This is a genomic window from Microbacterium sp. SZ1 (genome assembly GCF_002362255.1).
In the GTDB taxonomy this organism is placed as follows: domain Bacteria; phylum Actinomycetota; class Actinomycetes; order Actinomycetales; family Microbacteriaceae; genus Microbacterium.
Window position 1 is genome coordinate 379,564 of sequence record NZ_LPVV01000004.1, and the last position, 25,377, is coordinate 404,940.

The 25,377-nt window shown below is 69.1% G+C and carries 23 protein-coding genes; 14 read left to right on the forward strand and 9 right to left on the reverse strand.

Annotated features, from left to right (window positions below; translation table 11 throughout):
• The 5 genes from AUC47_RS05310 to pknB are packed head-to-tail and all read left to right on the forward strand — an operon-like array spanning nt 1 to nt 7,614.
• A complete protein-coding gene (locus AUC47_RS05310) occupies nt 1-1,296 on the forward strand; it encodes a PP2C family protein-serine/threonine phosphatase (RefSeq protein WP_096714149.1) in 1,296 nt (431 codons plus the stop codon).
• Nucleotides 1,293-2,678, forward strand: a complete 1,386-nt coding sequence (locus AUC47_RS05315; RefSeq protein ID WP_096714150.1) for an FtsW/RodA/SpoVE family cell cycle protein — start codon at nt 1,293-1,295, stop codon at nt 2,676-2,678. Before AUC47_RS05310 ends, AUC47_RS05315 begins: the two co-directional genes overlap by 4 nt.
• A gap of 1 nt (nt 2,679) precedes the next feature.
• The gene (locus tag AUC47_RS05320) at nt 2,680-4,137 is read left to right on the forward strand and encodes a peptidoglycan D,D-transpeptidase FtsI family protein (protein ID WP_096714151.1); all 1,458 of its coding nucleotides are present in this window, start codon (nt 2,680-2,682) and stop codon (nt 4,135-4,137) included.
• Nucleotides 4,134-5,855, forward strand: a complete 1,722-nt coding sequence (locus AUC47_RS05325; RefSeq protein ID WP_096714152.1) for a protein kinase domain-containing protein — start codon at nt 4,134-4,136, stop codon at nt 5,853-5,855. The genes AUC47_RS05320 and AUC47_RS05325 overlap by 4 nt, the downstream gene beginning before the upstream one ends.
• Before the next feature lie 55 nt (nt 5,856-5,910).
• On the forward strand, nt 5,911-7,614 hold the full coding sequence (gene pknB, locus AUC47_RS05330; RefSeq protein WP_096714153.1) for a Stk1 family PASTA domain-containing Ser/Thr kinase: 1,704 nt from the start codon (nt 5,911-5,913) through the stop codon (nt 7,612-7,614).
• A 70-nt stretch (nt 7,615-7,684) separates the two neighbouring features.
• Here pknB and AUC47_RS05335 read toward each other — a convergent pair whose 3' ends face one another.
• From AUC47_RS05335 to AUC47_RS05340, 3 genes are read right to left on the reverse strand one after another with little or no spacing between them, the layout of a single operon-like run.
• On the reverse strand, nt 7,685-8,320 hold the full coding sequence (locus AUC47_RS05335) for an anthranilate synthase component II (RefSeq protein WP_096714154.1): 636 nt from the start codon (nt 8,318-8,320) through the stop codon (nt 7,685-7,687).
• Nucleotides 8,317-8,472, reverse strand: a complete 156-nt coding sequence (locus AUC47_RS16685; protein WP_179297525.1) for a hypothetical protein — start codon at nt 8,470-8,472, stop codon at nt 8,317-8,319. Before AUC47_RS16685 ends, AUC47_RS05335 begins: the two co-directional genes overlap by 4 nt.
• A gap of 21 nt (nt 8,473-8,493) precedes the next feature.
• Nucleotides 8,494-9,288, reverse strand: a complete 795-nt coding sequence (locus AUC47_RS05340) for a class E sortase (RefSeq protein WP_096714155.1) — start codon at nt 9,286-9,288, stop codon at nt 8,494-8,496.
• A gap of 86 nt (nt 9,289-9,374) precedes the next feature.
• Here AUC47_RS05340 and AUC47_RS05345 point away from each other — a divergent pair, with 86 nt between their 5' ends.
• Nucleotides 9,375-9,614 (forward strand): cell division protein CrgA, encoded by a 240-nt coding sequence (locus tag AUC47_RS05345; RefSeq protein WP_096714156.1) that lies wholly within the window; start codon nt 9,375-9,377, stop codon nt 9,612-9,614.
• A 191-nt stretch (nt 9,615-9,805) separates the two neighbouring features.
• Here the strand turns inward: AUC47_RS05345 and AUC47_RS05350 are convergent, their stop codons facing one another.
• Together AUC47_RS05350 and AUC47_RS05355 are read right to left on the reverse strand one after the other, a co-directional pair.
• A complete protein-coding gene (locus AUC47_RS05350) occupies nt 9,806-10,705 on the reverse strand; it encodes a rhomboid family intramembrane serine protease (protein ID WP_096714157.1) in 900 nt (299 codons plus the stop codon).
• Between the two features lie 21 nt (nt 10,706-10,726).
• Entirely contained in the window at nt 10,727-11,284 is a 558-nt protein-coding gene (locus AUC47_RS05355; RefSeq protein ID WP_096714158.1) for a peptidylprolyl isomerase, read from the reverse strand.
• A gap of 145 nt (nt 11,285-11,429) precedes the next feature.
• Here AUC47_RS05355 and AUC47_RS05360 point away from each other — a divergent pair, with 145 nt between their 5' ends.
• Together AUC47_RS05360 and AUC47_RS05365 are read left to right on the forward strand one after the other, a co-directional pair.
• The gene (locus AUC47_RS05360) at nt 11,430-11,942 is read left to right on the forward strand and encodes a DNA helicase (protein ID WP_096714211.1); all 513 of its coding nucleotides are present in this window, start codon (nt 11,430-11,432) and stop codon (nt 11,940-11,942) included.
• A gap of 47 nt (nt 11,943-11,989) precedes the next feature.
• The gene (locus tag AUC47_RS05365; protein WP_179297530.1) at nt 11,990-12,451 is read left to right on the forward strand and encodes an aminoacyl-tRNA deacylase; all 462 of its coding nucleotides are present in this window, start codon (nt 11,990-11,992) and stop codon (nt 12,449-12,451) included.
• Nucleotides 12,452-12,460: 9 nt separating this feature from the next.
• Here the strand turns inward: AUC47_RS05365 and AUC47_RS05370 are convergent, their stop codons facing one another.
• Nucleotides 12,461-12,883: an NUDIX hydrolase gene (locus AUC47_RS05370; RefSeq protein WP_096714159.1), complete on the reverse strand. Its 423-nt coding sequence runs from the start codon at nt 12,881-12,883 to the stop codon at nt 12,461-12,463.
• Nucleotides 12,884-13,037: 154 nt separating this feature from the next.
• Between AUC47_RS05370 and AUC47_RS05375 the strand changes: the two genes are divergently transcribed.
• The 3 genes from AUC47_RS05375 to AUC47_RS05385 all read left to right on the forward strand — a co-directional run bounded on the left by AUC47_RS05375 (nt 13,038) and on the right by AUC47_RS05385 (nt 15,679).
• Complete coding sequence (locus AUC47_RS05375) at nt 13,038-13,484, forward strand: iron chaperone (RefSeq protein WP_096714160.1); 447 nt, start codon at nt 13,038-13,040, stop codon at nt 13,482-13,484.
• A gap of 79 nt (nt 13,485-13,563) precedes the next feature.
• A complete protein-coding gene (locus AUC47_RS05380; protein ID WP_096714161.1) occupies nt 13,564-14,472 on the forward strand; it encodes a lytic polysaccharide monooxygenase in 909 nt (302 codons plus the stop codon).
• A gap of 91 nt (nt 14,473-14,563) precedes the next feature.
• A complete protein-coding gene (locus AUC47_RS05385; RefSeq protein ID WP_096714162.1) occupies nt 14,564-15,679 on the forward strand; it encodes a M24 family metallopeptidase in 1,116 nt (371 codons plus the stop codon).
• Nucleotides 15,680-15,805: 126 nt separating this feature from the next.
• Here the strand turns inward: AUC47_RS05385 and AUC47_RS05390 are convergent, their stop codons facing one another.
• Nucleotides 15,806-21,826, reverse strand: coding sequence for a GH92 family glycosyl hydrolase (locus AUC47_RS05390; RefSeq protein ID WP_096714163.1), 6,021 nt, complete (start codon nt 21,824-21,826; stop codon nt 15,806-15,808).
• 192 nt (nt 21,827-22,018) lie between these two features.
• Here AUC47_RS05390 and AUC47_RS05395 point away from each other — a divergent pair, with 192 nt between their 5' ends.
• The 3 genes from AUC47_RS05395 to AUC47_RS05405 all read left to right on the forward strand — a co-directional run bounded on the left by AUC47_RS05395 (nt 22,019) and on the right by AUC47_RS05405 (nt 24,199).
• The gene (locus AUC47_RS05395; RefSeq protein WP_179297526.1) at nt 22,019-23,026 is read left to right on the forward strand and encodes a LacI family DNA-binding transcriptional regulator; all 1,008 of its coding nucleotides are present in this window, start codon (nt 22,019-22,021) and stop codon (nt 23,024-23,026) included.
• A 71-nt stretch (nt 23,027-23,097) separates the two neighbouring features.
• On the forward strand, nt 23,098-23,601 hold the full coding sequence (locus AUC47_RS05400; RefSeq protein ID WP_096714165.1) for a DUF3253 domain-containing protein: 504 nt from the start codon (nt 23,098-23,100) through the stop codon (nt 23,599-23,601).
• 124 nt (nt 23,602-23,725) lie between these two features.
• Nucleotides 23,726-24,199 (forward strand): DUF4383 domain-containing protein, encoded by a 474-nt coding sequence (locus AUC47_RS05405; protein ID WP_096714166.1) that lies wholly within the window; start codon nt 23,726-23,728, stop codon nt 24,197-24,199.
• Nucleotides 24,200-24,230: 31 nt separating this feature from the next.
• Here the strand turns inward: AUC47_RS05405 and AUC47_RS05410 are convergent, their stop codons facing one another.
• Nucleotides 24,231-24,986, reverse strand: a complete 756-nt coding sequence (locus AUC47_RS05410; RefSeq protein WP_096714167.1) for an MBL fold metallo-hydrolase — start codon at nt 24,984-24,986, stop codon at nt 24,231-24,233.
• Between the two features lie 74 nt (nt 24,987-25,060).
• A complete protein-coding gene (locus tag AUC47_RS05415) occupies nt 25,061-25,351 on the reverse strand; it encodes a hypothetical protein (protein WP_256999453.1) in 291 nt (96 codons plus the stop codon).
• Nucleotides 25,352-25,377: the final 26 nt, after the last annotated feature.

The following is a 25,377-nucleotide window of genomic DNA, read 5'->3' on the forward strand; positions in this document are numbered from 1 at the left end:
ATGGTCTTCGAGGGCTCGAGCGCCGCGATCTCCCATACGGGCAAGGTCCGCTCCAACAACCAGGACTCCGGGTATTCCGGCGCGAACCTGTTCGTCGTCGCCGACGGCATGGGCGGGCACGCCGGCGGTGACGTCGCGTCGAGCATCGCGATCTCGCGCATGCAGCCCCTCGACCAGCCGTACGCGTCGACCGACGACGCTCAGGCGTCGCTGCAGGCGGCAGCGACGACGGCCGCCGTCGACCTGATCCGCGCCGCGAAGGACCGGCCAGAGCTCGCGGGCCTCGGCACGACCCTCAGCGCGATCATCATGGTCGACGACTACGCCGTCATCGGGCACATCGGCGACTCGCGCATCTACCTCTACCGCGACGACGCGCTCACGCAGATCACGGCCGACCACACCTTCGTGCAGCGGCTCGTCGACTCCGGCCGCATCACTCCCGAAGAGGCCCGCTATCACCCGCGGCGCTCGGTGCTGATGCGCGTGCTCAGCGACATGGACTCCGACCCGGAGCTCGACATGTTCGTCATGCACACGCAGCCCGGCGACCGCTGGCTGCTGTGCTCCGACGGACTCTCCGGAGTCGTCGACGAGGCGCACATCCTCAAGGCGATGCGCCTCGGACTCCCCCCGGGCCGCACGGCCGACAACCTGCTGAAGCAGGCCCTCGACGGCGGAGCCCCCGACAACGTCACGATCGTGCTGGTCGAGGTCGGCGGAGCGCACGCGATGCACTCCGGCACGGCGACCATCGTCGGCTCGGCATCGAATCCCGCCAACATCACCGTGCCGCCCGTGCGCGCTCCGCGCAGCAGCTGGCTGCACCCGGTTCGCCAGGCCGCGAACGACCCCAGCCACTTCGAGCCCTCGTCCGAGTACCTCGAGGAGCTCATCGAAGAGGATCGCCGCCGCGCCAAACGCCGTCGCCTCGGCTGGATCGCCGGGATGCTGGTGGTCCTCGCCGCGCTCGCCTTCGCCGCCTTCGCGGCCTACAGCTGGACGCAGACCCGCTACTTCGTTGGCGCCGACGAGGACAGCGTCGTGATCTACCAGGGCGTACAGCAGAACATCGGTCCGATCACGCTGTCGACGCCGATCCAGGACACCGACATCCTTCTGGCGAACCTGCCCCCGTATCAGCGCGACTCCGTCGAACGCACGATCACGGCACGATCGCTGTCGGATGCCGAGGCCATCGTCGCGCGTCTGCAGGCCGGAGCCGACCGCGTCACCGGCGAGACACCCCTGCCCACGCCCGTACCAACGCCGACGACGACGGAGGGCGGGGGATGAGCACCGACGTCCAGGCGGACACCACCGTCATCAAGGCGCTCCGCCGACTCCGGATGCCGCAGACGCAGCGCAACCGAGAGTTCTGGCTGCTGCTGTTCGCCGTCGTCCTCAGCGGCGCATCGCTCACGCTCGTGCAACTCGGTGCGCTCGGACTGATCGACCCGATGATCCTCGCGATCGGCGGCGGCCTCGCCGTGCTGGCGTTCGCGGTGCACTTCGTGCTGCGCGCCGTGGCATCCGACGCCGACCCGTTCGTGCTCCCGATCGCGACGCTGCTCACGGGTCTGGGCATCGCGATGATCTACCGCATCGACATCGCGAAGGCGCTGACCGGCTGGAACGCGTACTCCACCAAGCAGCTCGCATGGACGGCCATCTCCCTCGCGGGCGCGATCACGGTCGTGATCATGCTGCGCAACTACCGGGTGCTGTTCCGGTACACCTACATCTTCGGCCTCACCGGCATCCTGCTGCTCCTGCTGCCCTTCGTCCCCGGCCTGCGCATCCCCGACGCGAACGCCCAGGTGTGGGTGTCTCTGGGCGGCATGTTCGCCTTCCAGCCGGGCGAGCTCGCCAAGATCTGCCTCGCGATCTTCTTCGCCGGCTACCTCGTGCGCACGCGAGAGAGCCTCACCTCGGTCGGCACGAGGGTGCTCGGCATCACGTGGCCGCGCATGCGTGAGCTCGGGCCCGTGCTCGTCGTGTGGGCCATCTCGCTCGGCATCATCGTGATCCAGCGCGACCTCGGCACCGGAACCCTGATCTTCGGCATGTTCGTCGCGATGCTCTACGTCGCCACCGGCAAGACGAGCTGGGTGCTCATCGGTCTCGCGCTCGTCGCCGCGGGCGTCGCCGTCGCGACGCAGATCCTCAGCTACGTGCAGGGGCGCTTCACGAACTGGCTGTTCCTGTTCGACCCCGACAAGGTTGATCCGAACGGCGCCGGATACCAGCCGATGCAGGGCCTGTTCGGTCTCGCGCACGGCGGACTCCTCGGCACCGGCTGGGGCCAGGGGCGCCCGGAGGAGACTCCCCTCGCCCACAGCGACTACATCATCACGAGCCTCGGCGAGGAGATCGGCCTGATCGGCCTCTTCGCGATCCTCTGCCTCTACATGGTGTTCATCAGCCGCGGCATCCGCATCGGCCTGGCGGGTCAGGACGACTTCGGCAAGCTGCTCGCCACCGGCCTCGCGTTCACGATCGCGCTGCAGGTGTTCATCATGGTCGGCGGCGTGACCCGCGTCATCCCGCTGACCGGCCTGACGACGCCGTTCCTCGCGGCCGGTGGATCGTCGCTCGTGGCGAACTGGCTCATCGTGGCGATCCTGCTGCGCATCTCCGACGGAGTGCGCAGCCAACCGAGGACGGTGATCGGCTGACATGACCAAGGAGCTCCGCCGCCTGAGCATCGTGATGCTCTTCATGTTCCTGTCGCTGTTCGCTGCGACCAGCTGGATCCAGGTCGTCCAGGCCGACTCCCTCGGGCAGAACAGCAACAACCGCCGCACGCTGCTCGACAGCTACGAGATCCAGCGCGGATCGATCATCGTCGACGGCGTCGCGATCGCGACCTCGGTGCCGTCCGACGACAAGTACCAGTTCCAGCGCGTCTACACCGATGGCGCGATGTGGGAGCCGGTGACCGGCTACTTCAACCCGGCGCTGCAGTCGGCGACGGGGATCGAGCGAGCGCTGAACGCCGACCTCTCCGGAACGGGATCGAGCGCGTTCTTCTCCGAGATCGAGCGCATCCTCTCGGGGCAGCCGCAGGCCGGCTTCAGCGCCCAGCTCACGCTCGACGCCGCAGCTCAGAAGGCCGCCTACGACGCCCTCCAGGGACTCGAGGGCGCCGTGATCGCGATCGAGCCGAGCACCGGCCGCATCCTCGCCATGGTCTCGACGCCCGGCTTCGACACGAATGCTCTCGCCACGCACGACGCGGATGCCGCGAACGCGACCTACGATCAGCTCGACGCCGACCCGGCGAAGCCCCTGTCGAACCGCGCGATCGCCGGCGACCTGAATCCGCCGGGGTCGACGTTCAAGCTCGTGGTCGCGGCCGCGGCCTACGCCTCCGGGGACTACACACCCGACTCCGCCCTGCCGAATCCCGCCCGGTATCAGCTACCCGGCTCGACGAATACGGTCGCGAACGCCTGGGGCGGCACCTGCGGCGGCGGCGACACCGTGACGATCTCCGAAGCGATCCGCCTGAGCTGCAACATCCCGATGGCGGAGCTCGCCGTGCAGCTCGGCGACGACCGCATCCGAGAGATGGCTGAGAAGTTCGGGTTCAACCAGAGCTTCTCGACCCCGCTCGAATCGACCGCCTCCAGCTACCCGCGAGCACTCGACGACGCGCAGACCGCGCTCACCGGTTTCGGGCAAGGCAAGGTCATCGCGACCCCCCTGCAGATGGCAATGGTCGCCGCGGGGATCGCGAACGACGGCGTCGTCATGAACCCGCGCCTGATCGACTCGGTGATCGGCAACGACCTCTCGGTCGTGCGGTCCTACGACGACACCGAATTCGGCCGCGCACTGGAGGCGGATGTGGCCGATCAGGTGACGGCGTCCATGGTCGCCAGCGTCTCAAACGGCGCTGCGCAGGGTGCAAGAATAGACGGGGTCGACGTGGCCGGTAAGACCGGCACGACCGAGAACGGGAACGACAGGCCGTACACGCTGTGGTTCACCGGTTTCGCGCCGGCGGACGACCCGACGGTCGCAGTAACGGTCCTCGTCGAAGACGGCGGCGGACAGGGGCAGTCAGGATCCGGCGACACCATCGCCGCCCCGATTGCAAAGAAGGTCATAGAGGCGGTGCTGGGCAGATGAGACCGACGCAGGGTGTGTCGTTCGGTGGTCGCTACGAGCTGCAGTCGCGAATCGCGATCGGCGGCATGGGCGAGGTGTGGGAGGCGACGGATCACGTCATCGGACGCACCGTCGCGATCAAGATCCTCAAAGACGAGTACATGGGGGACCCCGGGTTCCTCGAGCGGTTCCGCGCCGAGGCGCGCCACGCCGCACTCGTCAATCACGAGGGCATCGCCAGCGTGTTCGACTACGGCGAGGAGAACGGCAGCGCCTACCTCGTCATGGAGCTCGTCCCCGGCGAGGCCCTGTCGACGATCCTCGAGCGCGACGGCTCGCTGAGCGCCGACAAGACGCTCGACATCGTCGCGCAGACGGCATCCGCTCTCCAGGCCGCGCACGCGGCCGGCCTCGTGCACCGCGACATCAAGCCGGGCAACCTGCTGATCACGCCCGACGGCCGCGTCAAGATCACCGACTTCGGCATCGCGCGCATCGCCGACCAGGTGCCGCTCACCGCGACCGGCCAGGTCATGGGCACGGTGCAGTACCTGTCGCCGGAGCAGGCCTCCGGTCACCCGGCCTCCCCCGCGACCGACATCTACTCGCTCGGCATCGTCGCCTACGAGTCCCTCGCCGGCAAGCGTCCGTTCACGGGCGAGTCGCAGGTCGCGATCGCGATGGCGCAGATCAACGAGCAGCCGCCGCCGCTGCCGCCGACCGTGCCGATCCCCGTGCAGAACCTCGTCATGGCGATGATCGCGAAGAAGCCGGCCGACCGGCCGTCGTCCGCGGCGACCGTCGCCCGCGCCGCTCAGGCCCTGCGCCGCGGCGACCTGAACTCCGCCGCGATCGCCGTTCCGGCCATCGCCACCGGCGGGGTCGCGGCAGACGACGCGACCCGGCTGCTCACGGCATCCGGCGACGACGGCGCCACGCGTGTGCTCCCCACCACAGCCCAGGTGCCCACCGAGGCGGCCGCGGAGGAGGAAGCCGAGAAGAAGAAGCGCAGCCGGTGGACGTGGCCTCTCGTCGCGCTCATCGCTCTGCTCGTCATCGTTCTCGGCGGCACGATCTGGGCGCTCATGAACCAGGGCGACGGGAAGGATGCCGACCCCACGCCCTCTCCGTCGATCTCGTCGGCTCCCCCGCAGACGCCGACGCCCACGCCGACACCGACCGACACCTCGGTCAACGTCGACTCGCTCGGCCTCGTCGGCCTGTCGTGCCAGGAGGCGCTGAACACGGCGACGCAGGCGGGGCTCGTCCCCCAGTGCCGCGTCGGCAACACGCCGGCCCCGTCGGACGACCTCGTCGACGTCGTCGAGACCGTCGACCCGCGCGGAACCCTCGAGAAGGGCGACGCCATCACGCTCATCACCTACGCGCCCCGCGTGGAGATCGGCGCACCGGGTTCGGCGCCCAGCCTGTCGGGCACCCCGCAGGCCGCACAGCCGATCGCCCTCAACTGGACCGCGTTCTCCTGCCCCTCCGGCGCCGGCACGGTCAGCTCGTACGAGGTCTCGATCACCAACGCCACGTTCAGCGACGGCAAGACGACCCGCGCCTTCGGCCCGGGCGAGCTGACCACGCAGATCACCCCGGCCAACGATCCCGCTCTGCAGGTCACGGCCACGTATCGCGCGTTCTGCGGCGACCGCCCCTCGGGCAACTCGCCTCAGCTCACCGCTCAGATCACTCCGGCCGATGGCGCCGGCGGCGAGGACACAGGGGATTAGGGGTTTCCACGCCGTAGGCTGAGCACTTCATCAGGTCGTATCAGGGGGTCAGTACGTGTCGACAGAGCCACGCGTTCTCGCGGGTCGCTACCGCGTCGACGAGCTCATCGGGCATGGCGGAATGGCCAAGGTCTACCGCGGGTACGATCTGACGCTCGGTCGCGCGATCGCGATCAAGATCCTCGACGCCGATCTGGCCCGAGACACGGCGTTCCGCACGCGCTTCCGCCTGGAGGCGCAGTCCGCGTCGCGCATGTCGCACCCGTCGATCGTACGGGTGTACGACGCCGGCGACCCGTCGAGCAGCACCGGCGACGGGTCGGGTGAGCCGCCGTACATCATCATGGAGCTCATCAGCGGCACGCTGCTGAAGGACATCATCGCGCGCGGACCGGTTCCCGTGGAAGACGCGGTGCGGTACGTCGACGGCATCCTTGAGGCGCTCGACTACTCGCACCGGGCCGGTGTGGTGCACCGCGACATCAAACCGGGCAACGTCATGGTCACCGACAAGGGCCAGGTCAAGGTCATGGACTTCGGCATCGCCCGCGCCGTGTCCGACTCCTCCTCGACCGTCGCCGAGACCACGCAGATCATCGGCACCGCCGCCTACTTCTCCCCGGAGCAGGCGAAGGGCGAGCCGGTCGACGCGCGCGCCGACCTCTATTCGACCGGTGTCGTGCTGTACGAGCTGCTCACCGGGCGCCAGCCGTTCCGCGGTGAATCCCCGGTCGCCGTCGCCTATCAGCACGTCAGCGAGACCCCCGTGCCGCCGACCGAGGTGAACGAGGATGCCCCGGCCTCCCTCGACCCCATCGTGCTGCGCGCGCTCGCGAAGGACCCCTACCAGCGCTACCCGGATGCCGCGCACTTCCGCGCCGCGCTCGACGCCGCCGTCTCGGGCCAGGCGCCCAGCCGCAAGGAGATCGGCGCACTGACGAGCGAGCTGTACGGCCCGAGTCCTCGCCAGGCGCAGGAGACCGCGCGGTCGCTGCGGCAGCTCAGCACCGACACCACCATGGCACGCACGCAGTCCGGTCCCCCGGTCGCGTGGATCTGGGCCGGTGTCGCACTGCTTGCCGTGCTGCTCGCATCGGTGCTGTTCTGGGTGTGGACCATCAGCATGCGGCCCGATGACATCCCGTCGAGCTCCCGCACGGTGCCCGACCTCGTGAACGTGTCGTCCGAGCGCGCGCAGGAAGACCTGAACGAGCTCGACCTCACCGCGAAGCTCGTGCTCGAACCGAACAACGACATCGCCGAGGGCAACGTCACCCGCACCGACCCCGAGGGCGGGACGACGGTGAGCGAGGGCGATTCGATCACCGTGTACGTCTCGTCCGGCAAGGAGACGGTCGTCGTGCCGACGCTCGAGGGCCTGTCTCTCGCCGCGGCGCGAGACGCGCTGACCCAGGCCGGCCTCGAGCTCGGCACCGTGATCCAGCGGAACGACAAGGGCCTCGCGGCCGACACCGTCATGGAGGCGAGCGAGGCCGCCGACTCCGAGGTCGCACCCAAGACTGTCGTGAACCTCGTGGTCGCCAGCGGACGCGTGACGTTGACCGACGTCTCCGGCTGGACGATGGATGCCGCGACAGCCGAGCTCGAACGGATCGGTCTCACCGCCAGCCCTGTCGAGCTCACGGACTGCCCGCCGACCAACCCGCCCACGGTCGCCTCGATGTCGGTCGCTCCCGGCGACGTACCTGTCGGATCCACCGTCGAACTGCGCTACTGCGCAGCCGCCGCCGGCGGCTGATCACCACCTTCCCGTTCCCGTCCCCCGCGGGTCGTCGAGCGAGGGAGCGAAGCGACCGAGACGAAACGCGCTACCCCCGCACGAGCGGATGCAGTCGTTCGGCGCGGGCGACCGCATCACCGTCGCCGCATCGCGCAAGCCAGTTGGCGAGCAGGCGATAGCCGCCCTCGGTGAGGACGCTCTCGGGGTGGAACTGCACGCCCACGACGGGCAGGGTCGTGTGCGCGACGGCCATCACAGTGCCGGTGTCAGTGCGCGCGGTGACGACAAGCGATTCGGGCAGCGATTCCTCATCGAGCGCGAGGGAGTGATAGCGCCCGACGGCAAACGGGGTCGGGATGCCGTCGAACAGCGCCGACCCGTCGTGCGTGACCTGCGACACCATGCCGTGCATGAGTTCCGGCGCCTCTGTCACCGGAGCGCCGAGAGCCTCGCCGATCGCCTGATGGCCGAGGCACACGCCGAGCAGCGGCAGGCGCCTCGACATCGCGATGCGAGCGGCGGCCAGGCTCGCCCCCGCGTCGGACGGCGTTCCGGGTCCGGGCGACAGCATGAGGCCGTCGAAGCGGGGCAGCAGCTGTTCGAGGTCGGCGGCGTCGACAGCATCCGCCTCGACCATCTCGACCTCGGCGCCGAGCTCATTCAGATACCCGACGAGGGTGTGCACGAAGCTGTCGTGGTTGTCCACGACGAGCACCCGGGTCATTCGAGGTCGACCTCACCCGGAGCGATGATCGGGCTGACCCACGGGAACACGAACCAGAACAGCGCGTAGAGCACCGCCGCGACGAGCACGAGCAGGATGAACAGCTTGACCCACCACGGGCCGGGCAGCAGGCGCCAGAGTGCGGCGTACATGATTCCTCTCGGTCCCTTCGGTCAGATCGACGGCGCGGCCGGGGGTGGGGGCGGGTCGGTCAGCGCCTTCGGCGGTCCTTCGGCGCGGGGCTGGAAACTCTCGAAGACGCCGTAGGCGACGATGCGCTCGGCGAGCGAGTAGAGCGGGGAACAGGCGGTGAGCGTGATGTACTGCTCGCCCGTCTGCGCTCCGGGAATCTGCGGAACGTCGAGCAGCACGTCGGTCTGCGTCGGCTTGACGTACTCGAGCGTGCGGAAGCGGTAGGTGAACCAGCCGTCGACCGTCTCCACGACGATCGCATCGCCGATCTGCAGCTTGTCGAGCTGGTTGAACGGCTTTCCCCAGGTCGTGCGGTGTCCGGCCATCGCGAAATTGCCGGGCTCGCCGGGCATCTTCGAGTTCGTGTAGACGCCGATCCCGAGCTTGTCGAGCGTGCGGGCACGGCTGGTGCCGCCGAAGATGCCGACGTTGTACTCGGATCCGAAACGCGGGATGTGCATCTGACCGAGCTGCTCGGTGTCGGCGGGACGGGCAGGGATCACCGGCTGATACACCGTGGTGCCGTCCGGACGCTCGACCTTCTCGGGCAGCGCAGGCAGCGGCGCCTCGGCCCATTCGCGCGACACTGCGGCGCCCTCGTCGTTCTTCTGCGCGCTGATGATGATGTCGCCGATCCACATCTGCCACGCGACGAACAGCAGCACGAGCACGCCGGCGGTGAGCAGCAGCTCCCCCAGCACGCTCGTGACGGTGGCGCGCGATCGAGGGCGACGGCTACGGCCACGTCGCTCCCCCGAGACGACGGATGCGGTCATGGCGAGATCCTATCCCTCCGGCCTGTGCACGGAGCCGGAAGCCTGCTTTCTCGCGGGAACAAAGGCGACCCGGGTACAATGTCGGCATGGCCCGAGACCCGAAGACCGAAGAGCCCGACGCACCCCGCGCCGAGGGCGAGTCCGCCCCCAACGCCGTGTGGTTCAAGCCGGTGATGATCGGCTTCATGCTGCTCGGTCTCGCCTGGATCCTCGTGTTCTACATCTCCGGGATGCAGTTCCCGATCCCCGGCCTCGACAACTGGAACCTCGCGATCGGTCTCGGCATCGCTCTGATCGGCTTCCTGATGACGACCCGCTGGCGCTAGATCGCCCGCTCACGCAGGAAGGCCCCTCGCATCGCGAGGGGCCTTCTTCGTCGTCGCGAGGCGGTCGTCCCCAGGTCTCCACAGCGTGTCCACAACGTCACCACAGAGTTATCCACAGGGTTGTTCACACCTGGGGATGAATTACACCCGTGTTATTCAGACCTGTTAACGAGTCTGTTAACAACCGCTAATCAGGAGTAGATCGACGTGATGAGCAGCGGAGGGATGAACGCGACGATCACGAGGAGGGCGACCGCCACGGCCGCGAGGAGCACGATCTGCCACACCCGCTGATCGCGGCGGCGCGTACGGGTGAGGATGAACGCCAGCAGTGCGCCGACGACAGCGCCCCCGAGGTGCGCCTGCCAGGCGATGCCGCCGATGAAGAACCCGACGACGAAGTTGATGCCGAGGATCACGAGGATGCCGGTGACGTTGGCGCCGATGTGACGGCCGACGATCAGCAGGGCGGCCATGAGACCGAAGACCGCGCCGGAGGCGCCGACCGTCGCGGTGCCCGGGGCGAGCAGCGCGACGGCGACGGAGCCGCCGAGCCCGCTGATGAGGTACAGCGCGAGGAAGCGCACCCGGCCGAGCATCGGCTCGAGGCTCTGACCCAGCATCCACAGCGCCAGCATGTTCAGAGCGAGGTGGATGAATCCGCCGTGGGCGAAGACTGCGGTGAGCAGACGCCAGGGCTCGAACGGGGCGCCGAAGAGATCCGGGTAGAGGTAGGGGCCGGCGAACAGCAGCTGCTGTGTGATGGCGGGGCCCATGCCGGGGACAAGCTGCAGCAGGCCGATGATCGACGTGATCAGCATCAGCGCGTAGGTCACGACCGGGTTGCCGCTGCGCACGGCTGCCATGGTCGACGAGCGTCCGCCCCAGCGCCGCTCAGCGCGCTTCTGGGCGGGAGTGCGGTTCTTGCGCTCCTCCTTCATGCACTCCGGGCAGATGACGCCGACCGCGGCCGGGGTCTGGCATTCGCCGCAGATGGTGCGGAGGCACCGCTGGCAGAGCACGAAGCTCTGCCGATCCGGATGCCGGTAGCAGAAGTTGTCGCGGTTGTCCGCGAACTCAGGCGTGGTCATCCGGATCGGCCAGCCTCGGTGTCAGGCCGCGACGATGTCGATCGACTGCAGCACGACCGGCTCGATCGGACGGTCGCCCGCGGCGGTCGGCACGGCGCCGATCGCGGCGACGACGGCCTTCGAGGCGTCGTCGGCGACCTCGCCGAAGATGGTGTGCTTGCCCTGGAGCCACGGGGTCGGGTCGGTCGTGATGAAGAACTGCGACCCGTTCGTGCCCTCAGCCTTGCCCGTGATCGCGTTGCGGCGCAGACCTGCGTTCGCCATGGCGAGGACGTAGGGCTCATTGAAGTTCAGTTCGGGGTGGATCTCGTCGTCGAAGTTGTATCCGGGTCCGCCGACGCCCTGACCGAGCGGGTCGCCGCCCTGGATCATGAAGTTAGGGATGATGCGGTGGAAGATCACGTCCTTGTACAGGGGTCCCTCGCCGGGCTTGCCGGTGGCGGGATCGGTCCACTCCTGAGTGCCGTCGGCGAGACCGACGAAGTTCTTGACCGTCTTCGGGGCGTGGTCGCCGAAGAGGTTGATGACGATGTCACCGTGGTTGGTGTGCAGTGTTGCGACGTGAGAAGCGTGAGGCATGACCTCATTCTCGCAGAGCTTCCCGTGTGTGAGCCCTGATCTAGCGCCGATCGTCGCCTGACGCAAGGCCTCGGTGATTCCCTCGCCCCTTCCAGGGTGGCGTGGCAAGATGGGGAACCCGTACTCCAAGCGACAGGAGAGCATCGTGAGCATCAGCCGCAAGCGGAAGAAGGAACTGCGCCGTCTCCAGAAGGAGGCCAACCAGCTCTGGGAGAACCAGCAGGTCCTCGTCGGCCACGCTGCCGATGTGGCGCGCGAGGCGGGGCGTCAGCTCGGCAACTTCGGGCGCGAGCAGGTCGGTCCGGCCGTGCAGCACACGTACGACCGCCGCGTGGCACCGGTCGTCGACCAGGGCGTGCGCTTCGGCAAGCACGTCGTCGACGACAAGGTCGTTCCGATCGTCGGCGGGGTCGTCGGCAGCGCACTGACCGCCTGGGACGTCGCGAACGCCAAGCGTCACGGCATCGAGAAGAAGATCGAGAAGAAGGTGCGCAAGGCCACCAAGCCGCAGAAGAAGGGCCCGGGCATCGGCTCGGTCGTCGCCCTGGTTCTCGGCGCTGCCGCCGCCGTGGGCGTCCTCTACGCCGCATGGCAGGCCCTTCGTGCCGACGACGAGCTCTGGGTCGCCGACGACCCGCTGTCCGCGCCTGAGGCGTGACCGAGTTCGAGTCCCCGGCCGTCGAGCCGGCGGACGTCCACGCCCGCGTGCGTGAGGCCGCCGCTGCTCGCGATCTCGACATCGAGATCCGCGAGCGGCCGGCGGCCCGCAGTCTCTTCGAGGCGGCCGAGCTGCTCGGCATCCCTCCGGAGGGCATCGTGAAGACCCTCGTGGTCAAGCGCTCGGACGACACCTACCTGTTCGCACTGGTGCCCGGCGGTCGCTCGATCTCCTGGGCGAAGCTCCGTGCGGTCGTCGGCGTGAACAAGCTCCGGCTTCCGGAGGCGGAACTCGCCCTCGCCGCGACAGGGTACGAACGCGGCACGATCGTGCCGATCGGCAGCACCACGGACTGGCCCGTGTACGCCGACGAGACGATCGTCGGTCAGCGCATCGCGATGGGCGCGGGCACGCACGGCTACAGTCTCTTCGTCGACGCCGACGATCTCATCGCCGCGTACGACGCCACCGTCGCCGACATCTCGGTGCCGGAGCAGCCTCGCGACTAGCCCTCCGCGTCAGATCAGACCTGCCATGCGCAGCGAGATGTCGACGAGCTTGACCCGCTGCAGGTCGGCGATCGCCGTCAGCGGGAACCACTCCGCCATGTCGGTCGAGCCGTCGGCCTCGTACTGCAGGCGCCCGCCCGACACGGTCGCGCGATAGACGATGCGCAGCGTATGCAGCGGCTGATCCGACTTCTGGACGCGCCGCGACGCCGGGATGACGCGGGAGTGGATGCCGAGCAGCTCGCCCACCTTGACGCTGTAACCCGTCTCCTCGCGGAGCTCGCGACGCACTGCCGTCTCCGGCGCCTCCCCGGGCTCGAGTCCTCCGCCGGGCATGGTCCACGCGACGCGGCGTCCTTCGATCCAGCGCGCCAGCAGTACCCGCCCGTCGTCATCGGTGACGACTGCGTATGCCGCGACACGCATGTCCATGCGTCCCACCCTAACCGGCGGGGAATGGAACGCGGGCGGATGCGTCGACGCGGATCGATCACGAATCGAGAAGCGGGCATCGCCGCGGCCTTCGTAGGGTGAAGTCATCATCAACGGATCACCGATGAGAACCGCGACACGAGAGGAGCCGACCATGGCGGATAAGGAGACGGGTTTCAGCGCGGAGGAGCGCGAGGCCATGAAGGCGGCTGCGGCCGACAAGCGCAAGACACGCTCTCGGGCGAAGAAATCGCCCGAGGAGGTCAGAGCCGAGGGCGAGGCCGACCTGAAAGAGGCGATCGCGAAGCTCAGCGACGAGGATCGCGCGATCGCCCAGGGGCTGCACGCGCTCGTCTCCGAGGCAGCCCCCGAACTGATCCCCCGCACGTACTACGGCATGCCGGCGTGGGCGAAGGACGGCAAGGTGCTGTGCTTCTTCCAGCCGGCGAGCAAGTTCAAGACGAGGTACGGCACCTTCGGATTCGAGCAGCCCGCCAACCTCGACGAGGGAACACTGTGGCCGACCGCGTACGCCGTGCTCGAGCTCGACGATGCGAATCGGAAGTTCCTCGCGGAGCGCGTGCGCGCCGCGGTGAGCTGATCGGGGGACCGGTCGGCGACACGGCGCTATATACCGGTTGATTCTTGGATGCCGTCCACGAAGTCGGTATCTCTGAGGAGTGAAGACTCTCCCCAGAATCGGAATAGCATCCCTCGTCGTCGCCGTGATCGCCGCTTCCGGCCTGCTCGCGGCTCCCGCGCCGTCCGCCTCCGCGCACGGGTATGTCGGAGGCAGCGCGTCGTCGCTGATCTCCCGTGCCGCCTGGGCGGCGAACACCGACCGCGGCGGCGTCGCCTTCGAGCCGCAGAGCCTCGAGGCTCCCAAGGGCTTCCCGGCCGGCGGCCCGGCCGACGGTCAGCTCGCCTCGGCGGGCGGTCTCTTCGGCGGCACGCTCGACGAGCAGTCGGCCACGCGGTGGGCGAAGAACGTCGTGCAGGCCGGACCCGTGCAGGTCTCGTGGACGCTCACGGCCGCCCACCGCACCGCACAGTGGCGCTACTTCATCACGAAGCAGGGCTGGAATCCCGACGCACCCCTCGATCGCGGCGACTTCGAACCGCTCGCGACGTTCGAAGGGCGCGCGGAGATCCCCAGCGTGCCGACGACCCACACCCTGTCGATCCCGTCGACCCACACCGGCTACCACGTGATCTACGCCGTGTGGGATATCGCCGACACGACCAACGCCTTCTACAACACGATCGACATCGACGTGCGAGCGGGGGGAACGGTCACCACGCCGCCCACGACGCCGGTCACGCCGACAACGCCGGTCACGCCGCCTGTCACACCGACGACCCCGACCAGCCCGACGACCCCGACCAGCCCGCCGGCGCCGACCACTCCGACGACGCCAGAGCCGTCCGACGACATCGCCGCGTGGGACCCGACCGGTTCCTACACCGTCGGTGATCTGCGCCGGCACGACGGCGGCACCTACCGGGCCGTGCAGACGCACCGCGCATGGGGAGATCCCTCGTGGATCACGGCTCCGTCGCTCTGGGAGCCGGTGACGCACAGTCACTGATCCGCACCTGTTCGCCCCGACGTCGCCCTTCCGGTCTCCGGGAGGGCGACGTCCGTTCCCCGGCCAACGGCGGGACACTAGCGTGGATGCCGTGAGCACAACGCCCTTCCCCGCATCCGTGTACGCCGCCCGCCTCGACCGCGCCTCCGCCCTCGCCGCCGACGCCGGTCTGGACGCGATCGTCGTCGGTCCTGGTCCCGACCTGCAGTACCTCGTGGGCGTGGACGGCGACACGATCGAGCGTCTGACGGCCCTCGTGCTCGGCCCGGGTATCGCGCCGACGGTCGTCGTTCCGCGCATGGAGCTCGCGAAAGTGCGCAGCACCGCCGTCGGCGAGCTGGGCCTCGCCGTCTCAGACTGGGTCGACGGAGACGATGCGCACACCCTCGTAGCCGACGTGATCACCGGCGCCACCCGCGTCGGGGTGTCGGACGCCCTCCCCGCCCTCCACGTCATCCCGCTCGCCGACGGCCTCGGTCTGCCTCTCGAGCTCGCGACTCCCGTGCTGCGGGAAGGGCGCATGATCAAGGATGCCGACGAGATCGCAGAGCTGCGCCGAGCCGGCACCGCCATCGACGCGGTGCACCGCCGCGTTCCGGAGTGGCTGCGCGCCGGGCGGACCGAGCGTGAGGTCGCCGTCGACATCGCGGAGGCGATCGTCGCGGAAGGCCACCGCACCGTCGAGTTCGTGATCGTCGGATCGGGCCCGAACGGCGCCGACCCGCACCACGAGGTGTCGGACCGCGTGATCGAAGACGGCGACGTCGTCGTGGTCGACATCGGGGGAGCGGTGCCGAGCGGCTACAACTCCGACAGCACCCGTACCTATGTGGTGGGCACGCCCGACGCGACCGCTGCCGAGCGCATCGCGGTGCTCGTGCGCGCCCAGCAGGCCGCGGTCGACGCCGTGCGGCCGGGCGTCACGGCCGAGCAGGTGGATGCCGCCGCGAGAACCGTGCTGGCCGACGCCGGACTCGGCGACGCGTTCCTGCACCGCACGGGCCACGGCATCGGCGTCTCGGTGCACGAGGAGCCCTACATCGCCCCCGGGAACGACCTGGTGCTGCGCGAGGGCATGGCGTTCAGCATTGAGCCGGGGATCTACTTCGCCGGCGAGTGGGGCTCGCGCATCGAGGACATCGTCGTGGTGACGTCCGACGGGTGCGAGCGGCTGAACGTGGCACCGCACGGTCTCACGGCCGTCTGACGGGGGCGGCACCGCGGCATCCGTCCTCGTCACCGCATCCGTTCGGAGGGATCTCCGGCTCGGGAGGAGGAATCGCTGCGATTCCTCGTCCCGAGCCCGAGGTTTCCCGCCGAGCCGGTGCGGGGGTCAGACCTCCGTACGGCGGCGCCGCAGGAGCAGCACTCCGCCCGTGGAGAGCAGCCCGAGCGTCAGCACGATCAGCGCGATCGGCACCGCACCACCCGTTCCGGCCAGGCCGTCTCCCGTCGACGCCGCAGCCGTGACCGTGAGCGCACCCTGCGCGCTGAGCCCGGATGCCGTGCCCTCGGCGACCAGCGTGTGCTGCCCGACCGCGGTGTTCGCCGGGATGGTCACCGTCGTACGGAACGCACCCGACCCGTCAGCCGTGACCTCGGCGAGGCGCACCGGCTCCGAGAAGAGCGTGATCGTCATGAGCTCGCCGGCGCCGAAGCCGCGTCCCGTGAGCTCGAGCGTGCCGCCCTGCACCACTCGCGACTGGCCGATCACGAGCTCCGCCTGCAGCACCGGGGCGCTGCGGACCTCGATCGTCAGCGGGGCCGAGGTCGACGGGCGGAACGCGACGTCATCCGACGGGACGAACCGGGCCGTGTAGGTGTGCTGCCCCGAGGTCGCGATCGTGACGTCGGCCGTGGCGACTCCCGCGGAGACGCCCGCCGAGCCGACCACGACGTCGCCCTCGAGGAACTCGACCTGGCCGGCCGCACCGGCGGGCTTCACCGTGGCGATCAGCGGCACGGATTCCCCGGCGACGGGGTCGTCGGATCCGGCCTTCAGCGACACCGAGGTGTTCTTCGGAGCCGTCGGATCGCCGACGACGAGGAGCGATGCACGCGCCTCGACCTTCGAGACGTCGCCGAGCGCGACCACCGGGTGGTCGCCGTCGACGGCTCCGCTCGGCACCGTGATCGATCCGCTGATCGATCCGTCCTGCTCGGCCTGCACGACGACCGGCTGCTCGTCGTCGATGCGCAGCGCGACGTTCTCGCCCGCGGCGAAGCCGGTTCCGGTGATCGTGACCGTGTCGCCGGGCGCGGCCTGCTGAGGTGCCTGGATCTCGGGCTCGTACACCGGCACGGGATCGGCCACGACGATGGTCAGCTGCGTCGCCGCCGACTTGACGCCGTCGTCGGCCGTGACCGTCACGGTATAGCTGCCGGCCTTCGCGTACGTGTGCGTGCCCTGCACCGCGCCGTCGGTCACGTCGACCGCGGAGACGGAAGTGCTGTCGCCCCAGTTGACCACCGCCGACGTCTCGCCGAGACCGCCGGTGACGGTCGCCAGCGTGGCGTCGAACTCCTCGCCCGTGACCTGCTCGTCGACCGAGCCCGCCGTGACCGACAGCTCAGCGGCCGCGGCGCGGTCCCCGTCCGACGCGATCGCGAACACGTGCACACGTCCGTCGTTCAGGGAACCCGACTCTTTCGGCATCGTCAGCGACTCGACCACCTTCGGGGCACCGTTCCCATCGACCGCGAGGGCGATCGGGGCGGTGGCGTAGATCGCCGTGTTCTTCACGCTCGATTCCGCTCCGGTTCCCGAGAGGCGACCCTCGGAGATCGTGAGCACGGAGTTGCCCTTGTACGGGTTGCCGGATGCGCCGACCCAGTCGCCGAAGCTGATGGTGACGGTCTGGGTGCTGCCGTCGGTGAAGTGCAGCACGGCATCCGAGTCGCGGTTGCTCTCGGTGGCGGTGCCGATGAACGCGATCTGCGACGCACCGGTACCCAGCGACAGCTTCACCGTCTGACCCTCGCCCGTGATGTTGTCGGGCGCGCCGGCGGGGACGGCGGGCAGGTCGTACGTCAGCGTCGTGCCGGGCACGGTCAGGGTCTGTCCCTGCACGAAGCCGTCGGCGTTGAGCTTGTCGCGGAAGTAGCCGTGGCCCTGCGAGTCGCAGTTGGCGGCGGTGACGCCGAGGTCGCCGATGCAGACGTTGTTGAAGCCTCCGATCAGGGTCTCGTCACGGAACACCTCGACCGACGCGGTGGCCTGGGCTACCGCGCCCGACGAGTCGCGCACGGTGATGACGGGCGAGTAGGTGCCCGGCGCCGCGAACGTGTGCGGGGCGCTGACCTTCCAGCCGCCCAGCTCGTCGCGCGTGAGGGTCACATCCTCCGCTGCCTCGCCGTCGCCGTAGTCCACCGTGACGTCGTAGCCCGACGCGTCGGTCTCGGTGCCGACGATCGTGGCGAGCGACCCCGAGAACTCCGTGCCCACGGCGACGCGCTGCGGAGCGCCCGCCGCGATCGACAGACCGTCGGCGGCGGATGCCGAGGCGAACAGCTCGACCTCCGACAGCGCCAGCGGGGAACCATCGCTCTTCAGGGAGAGCTTGACGCTCGTGTATCCCCCGGCGGTCTGCGTCGTGAACGGTCGTGTCTGCGAGTCCCACGTGAAGGTCTGGCCCTCACGGCTGTCGAGCTCGGTCCACGTCGTGCCGTCGAGTGAGCCGGAGAGCGTCCAGCTCGCGGGAGCCGCCGCCTTCGACGCACTGGTCAGCGTGTACTGGCCGATCGAGACCGGACCCGACTGCGACGTCCACACCAGCTCGGCCGAGTCGCCCGGGAAGGTGACGGTCGAGTTCATGTTGTCGTCGACGAGCGAGCCCACGGACGTGCCGTCCGCTGCGGCGAGCGCACCGCGTCCGGGCTTGGTCGCGTCGACGAGCGTGGTGGGCACCTCGAGCTTCTCGGTGAGGTCTTTCGCACCCCACGCCTGCGGCGTCGTGCTCATCGTGAAGTCGAGGGTGCCTCCGGCACGCAGCAGGTCGCCGTCGAAGGTCGTCTCGGTGATCGGCTGCCCGTTGAGGCTCACACCGCCCACGTAGTCGGCGCCGGCTGATGCTCCCGGCGCGTTCACGACGAGGTCGGTGTCGCCGATCGACAGCGTCGCGCTGTCGAAGAGCGGGGTGCCGATCGTGTAGTCGCCCGAGCCCACCTCGAGCGGGTAGAACCCGAGTGCCGAGAAGACGTACCAGGCCGAGAACTCGCCGTTGTCCTCATCGCCCGGGTAGCCCTGGCCGATGTCGGAGCCGACGAAGAGGCGGTCCTGGATGTCGCGGATCAGTTCCTGCGCCCCCGAGGGGTCGCCGGCCTCGGCGAGCACGTAGGGGATGTGGTGGGCGATCTGGTTCGACATGCCCAGCATCCCGAGTCGCACGTCGCGTGCTTCGCGCGCCTCGTGGATGCCGGAGTAGTCGGCCTTCTCGCGGACCGTGAGGAAGTCGTGCATCACATCGAGCAGGCCCTGACGGCCGCCGTACAGCGCGGCGAGGCCGTCGACGTCGTGCGGGGCGTGGAAGCCGAAGGTCCAGGCGCTGGCCTCGGTGAACGCACCGCCCCATGCCTTCTTGTCGAACTCGGCACCCGAGGTCCACGAGCCGTCGGCGTTCCGCGAGGTGAATGTGCCCGCCTCGGGGTTGAACATCTCGACGTAGTGCTCGGCGCGCGCCTCGAAGTAGGTGGCCTCCTCCTTCAGCTGCTCGACCCGGTCGGTCGGCGTCGCCGGATCCTCCGACAGCTTCTCGGCCATCTCGGCGATGCCGAAGTCGTTGATGTAGCCCTCGAGGCCCCACGATGCGCTCTCGTGAGTCGTCGCCTCGGTGTAGCCGAGGAAGATCGACTGCGCGAGTCCCTTCCGGCCGACGGCGTTGGATGCCGGCAGGACGGTGGCGTTCTTCACGGCGGCGTCGTAGGCCTCGAGTGCGGTGTCGGTGTCGAGCGCTCCCGCGAGGTAGGCGTCGGCGAACGCGACGTCGGAGCTCGTGCCGGTCATGAGGTCGGCGTACCCGGGGGATGACCACCGGGCGACCCATCCGCCGTCGCGGTACTGCTGCACGAAGCCGTCGACGAGCTCGTCGGTCACGTCGGGGTAGAGCAGCGAGTAGAGCGGCCAGGCGGTGCGGTACGTGTCCCAGAAGCCGTTGTTGACGTAGATCTTGCCGTCGACGATCTTCGCGTTCGTGCGGGTGTCGCTCGCGCTGCCGCTCGTCGCGGACACCGGGCTGGCGTACTGGTAGACCGGATCGGCCTTCGACCCCGTGTTCTCGAACTGCGAGTTGGGGTAGAGGTTCAGGCGGTACAGGCTCGAGTACAGCGTCACGAGCTGGGTGTCGGTGGCGCCCTTCACGTCGTGGATCACGCCCAGTCGGTCGTTCCACGCGTCGCGCACAGCGGCGTGCGCCTGCTCGAACGAGACGCCCTGCAGCTCGAACTCGTGGTTCTTCTGCGCCTGGTCCTGCGAGATGAACGACGACGACAGCCTGAGCTCGACTATCTTGTCGCCGCTCGTGTCGAAGGCGGCGTAGCGGGCCGTGCCGTTGCGGTCGCCCTGAGTGGTCGCTCCGGCGTTCAGCGGCGCCTTGTCGAAGGTGCCGTACACGAACATGCGGGTGCGTCCCGGCCAGCCGGATCCGCCGTCGACCCAGCCGGAGACGGTGTCGCCGGCGATCTGGAGCTTGGAGGAGTTCACGAGCTGGTCGATGAGCACGGAGCTCGTGTCGCCGGTGAACTCGAAGCGGTAGATCGCGCCGTGGTCGGTGGCGGTCACGGACGTCTGGATGCCGTTGTCGAACTCGACGCTGTAGATGTCGGGCCGCGCGGTCTCGTTCTCGTGGTGGAATGCGAGCTTGCGGTCGTTCAGCGACGAGGTCGGGCTGCCGTTCGCGGCCGGGAGCACGGCGATCTGGTTGCGGTCGCCCATCCAGATGCTCGGCTGATGCGAGAAGCCGATGCCGTTCAGGGCAGGAAGGTTCTGCGCGTTGTTGGCCCGCTGGTACTGGTAGATCGTGCCCACGTTGTCGGCGTTCGTCATCGGGGTGATGAAGTTGAAGCCGTTCGGCCAGGCGGTGGCGGGCAGGTTGTTACCGCGCGAGAAGCCTCCGGTCGAGTTCGTGCCTCGACGCGTGTCGACGTACGACACGAGACCGTCCGAGGTGTCGAGCTGTGCGGCCGCGCCGATGCTCACGTCGTCGAGCCAGCCGCTGAAGGCCGTCGCGCCGGTGGGCACCTCCACGCCCTTCACATCGGTGCCCGGGTGGTCGTAGCGGAAGAGGATGTCGTCGATCGTGCGTCCGGCGAAGGAACCGAGGTCGATCGTGACCTTGTTCCACTGGTTCGGCCACAGCACGTTGGCCTGTCCCTGAGCGCGCGCGTTCGCGCCGTAGCCGTAGGAGTCGGTGGCGTCGCCGGCCGACAGCGTCGAGCCGTCGTCGAAGGTCAGGTCGACGGCCACGAAGGTCGCGGCGTAGGTCTGCTCGCCGTCGAGCACGGGGAAGACGAGGTACGACAACTCGCTGTCGTCCGCCACCTCGATCGCGACGTCGTCGTAGAGCACGCTGGTCGAGGACGCGGGACCCGCGTCGAGGTGGCGGCCGACGTACTGCAGCGCCTTGGTGCCGGTGAAGCCGACGCCGGTCTTGGCGGTGTCGGAGCTCGTCGGGCCGCTGCCGACCTGCAGCATGAGGTCTCCGGGCACGGGGGTCGCGCCGTCGACGGCGATCGGCTCCCAGCCCGCGAGCTGCACGATGCCGGTGTTCGGCGTACGCGTGGCGAGCACGTCGAGGCGGTAGTAGAGATACGGCTCGCTGGGGGTCGCGAGCTCGAACGTGCGGGTCTCGCCGCGGCCGGAGAACTGCTCGCCGGTGCGCTCGTCGACCGTCACCCAGTCGGTGCCGTTCTGCGAGGCCAGCACCCGGAAGTCGCGCGGGTCGCGTTCGGGCGCGTCGTTGCCCGACGTGAGGGTGTAGCGCACCATCGGCTGCGGCGTCGTCAGCTCGTACTGCGCCCAGGCCGCGCTCTCGAAGGCCAACCATTTCGACGACGCGTTGCCGTCGGCCAGGAACGACGCGACCTCGTTCGGCGTGTTCTCGGCGGATGCCGTCACCGCGGCCACGTCACCGAGGACGCTGCCCGGGGCGAAGCGACTGCCGGTCACGTTGACGGGCTGACCGGTGCCGGTGAGGACGGGCGCCGCGTCGCCGGACTCGAACGACGAGACGAAGGTGGTCTCTCCGGCCGCTGACGCCGCCATCGGCGTCAGCATGCCGAGCCCGACGGTGACGGCGACACCGGCCGCTGCCCAGGATCGTCTGGCGGATCGGTGGTTCCTCGGGCTGGGGACCCTCATGGTTGCTCCTCTAACTCCACTACGGTGTGTCGCTGATGGGGGTCCTCCCGACTCCGACGCCGGGATGACCGATATATGACATCGCTGTCATACGCTGGACGCTATCACAGTGACCGCGACCGGCGGAAGAGGTCGGTTCCTCCGGCAGCCGCCATAATGAGCTATCCGCCTTCGCGGACGACAAGGGGATGCATGACTCGTACGGAGAGCGGCGCGACAGCGCGCCCGACGCTGGCCCAGGTCGCGGAGCGCGCCGGTGTCAGTCTGAAGACGGCGTCCCGGGCGCTCGGGGGAGAGTCGTACGTGAGCGAGAAGACCCTCGCCAACGTGCTGTCGGCTGCGGCGGAGCTCGACTATCAGCGCAATGCCGCGGCGAGCCTCCTCGCGAGCGGTCGCCTCGCGGCATCCATCGGTCTCATCACCGGCGACTTCACGAACCCGTTCTACTCCGCGCTGGCACAGGCCGTCGAAGACGAGATCCGACCCCGCGGCATCCACCTCTCCGTCGCGAACTCCCGCGAGTCGGCCGAGCAGGAGCAGAGGGTCGCGCGTGACTTGGCCGACCGGCAGACGACGGCGGTGATCACCGTCTCGGCCATGACAGACCACAGCGAGTACGCGCAGCTGCAGGCCCGCGGCATCCCTGTCGTCTTCGTCGACCGCCCTGCCGAGAATCTCGCCGCCGACTCGGTCGTCTTCGACAACCGCGAGGGAGGGCGACTGGCCGCACAGCATCTCCTGGATGCCGGGCACCGTCGCATCGCCTTCATCGGCGACTACGCGTGGCTGCCCACGTACCGCGAGCGTCTCGCCGGCATGGGCGACGTGCTCGATCCGGCCGATGCCGACTGGCGCCGACTCCTCCGCACCGACGCTCACGACGCGGCGTCCTCTCGCGCGTGCATGCGCGATCTGCTCGCCCTCGACGAGCCGCCCACCGCCGTCGTGGCCGGAAACAACCGCATCCTGCTGGGTGTCATGGAAGCTGTCGCCGAACTCCCCGACCGGCCGGCCGTCATCGGCTTCGACGAACCGGAGTGGGCGCGCGTACTGGGGGTGAGCGTCGTCTCGGGCGACATCGAGGCGCTCGGGCGACAGGCCGCCCGCCTGGCCGTCGCCCGGCTGAGCGATCGCACCCGTCCCTACGAGAGCGTGACCGTTCCGATGCGACTCGTCGCTCGGGCCTCGACCGACTCCTGACCACGGCGGTCGCGCGAGCACCGCGCGTCAAGACCCTGTCGCAGGCCGGTCCCGCGCGCGACACTGACTCCATGACGAAGGCGAACGACGCGGGGGACGGCCCGGAGCGCACGGCGGACGGTCATCACGTCGTCATCGACGGCCGCAAGTGGCGGGCCACCGATCCGAGCATCCCCGACACCTTCCGGCAGGAGCTCGTCGACGAGCTGATGGCTGCACGCCGCGCCGTCAAAGCCTCCGAGCCGGACGCGCGCCGACGGGTGAACGACGCGAAGACCGCCCTCGGCGAGCGCGGCACCCCCTGGTGGGAGGAGCGCTCGGGTGAGGGTTTCGACGAACGGATCGCCGCCGCCATCCGAACCCTCGTGCGCAAGCGCTCCGAAACCTCGATCTGCCCGAGCGACGTCGCCCGCACGGTGGGTGGGGACTCATGGCGGACGCTCATGCCAGACGTGCGGCGGGTCGCCGCGCAGCTCGCCGACGACGGCCAGGTCGTCGTGACGCAGAAGGGCTCGGCCGTCAGCATCCGCGACGCACGGGGACCCGTGCGAATCGTGAAGGGTCCGTCGCTCTGACACCTCGCAGCCGCAGGGAGCGCGCGAGCATATTGCCCACGGGAGCGCGGCGTCAATGCCCTGCGACGGAGCCTCAGCTGATCGATAGCCTCAGGCACCCCATCGCACCGTTACGGAGGACATCATGAGTGACACCGCGCGCGTCGAGCGCTATGCAGGAACCCCTGTCCAGAAGACCGCCCTCATCGTGGGCATCGTCTTCCTCCTCGTCGGCATCGCCGGCTTCATCCCCGGGCTCACGCACTCCGCGGAGCACCTGCACGGCGCGGGAGCCGGATCCGAGGCGCATCTGCTCGGTCTCTTCCAGGTGTCGGTGCTGCACAACTTCGTGCACCTCGCCTTCGCGGTCGCCGGCATCGCGCTGGCCGCTCGCGCCCGCGCGGCGCGGCTGTACCTGATCGTCGGCGGTGCCGCGTACCTCGTCGTCTGGATCTACGGCCTCATCGCCGTCGGCAACGACCAGCTCAACTTCATCCCCGTGAACGACGCCGACAACTGGCTGCACCTCGTTCTCGGCATCGGCATGATCCTGCTCGGCGTGTTCGTCTCGCGCGCGCCGCGCGTGCCCGGCAACGACGGGCGTGCAGCACGCGCCTGATCGTCGCCCATCCGGGATGACGGAGCCGGGGTCAGCTGCGACCGACGCGACGAGCGTGGGTGACAGCGGCCCCGGCTCCGTCATGCCACGGCTCGCCGTGGCCAGGCAGCAGCGTGCGCGCCGACGATGTGAGGAGAGCGTCGAGGTCGCTCAGGGCTCGTGCGCTGTCGGCGGTCGCCGCTCCGGCGACGATCCGCGGTCCTGTTCCGCCCGTGTACGGGTCGAGGGTGACGATCGCGTCGCCGGTCATCAGCACGTCGAGATCCTCGAACCAGAATCCGCAGTGGCCTTCGGTGTGCCCGGGACTCCAAAGGGCGATGGGTCGACCCGGTGCCTCCACCGCCGTCGCGTGGTGCACGGTCGGCGCCGCCTCGATGCCGCGCACGCCCAGTGCGCCTTTCGCGGTCATCGCGAGCAGCGTCGGCACCGCCTTGGGGTACCGGAACGGGTAGGTGATCCGGGCACGCTCGTGCGCATATCGATACGGATGCCGCGCCAGACGCTGATCCCGCGGATGGACGTGCACCGGGGTGCGGCGCTCCGAGACCAGGCGATGAGCCATCCCGACGTGATCGAAGTGCGCGTGGGTGAGGATGACCGCATCGATATCTCCCCGATGGGCGCCGAGATGAGCGAGGAGGTCGTCGAGCAGCGGAAGCGTGCCCGGCAGACCGGCGTCGACGAGTGTCATCCCCTCCGCCGTGACGACGAGATAGCAGTTCACGTTCGCGGTCTCGAGGCGGTGCACGCCGTCGACGACCTCGGTCCACCGGGTTGGGATGCTCATCGCACCACGGTGGGCCCGCCGCGTCGCAGACGCAGGAGCCTTGCCGGATGCAGCTCGCGGTGGTAGCGGTTCGGTCAGAGCAGGTCGTAGTACCCGCCGAACGGCGAGTCGACGTCACCGGTGTCGCGCGCGTCGAAGGGCACGGTCGCCTCGGTGATCGTCACGTGACTGCGGGGCGTGATGAGCACGCTGAGTTTGCGGTTGCCCACCACGACGAGGTCGACGAAAGTGCCCGAGGTGCCCATCGCGGCCTCGATGCGGTGCTTCAGATCGGTTGGATCCTGATCCTGAGCGAGGAGGAAGCCGCGTCCGTCGAAGGTCACCTCGATCTGCACCATGGTCTGCACAGTCTCGACGTTACTCATGAATGAACCGTACGCCGCATCGGGAT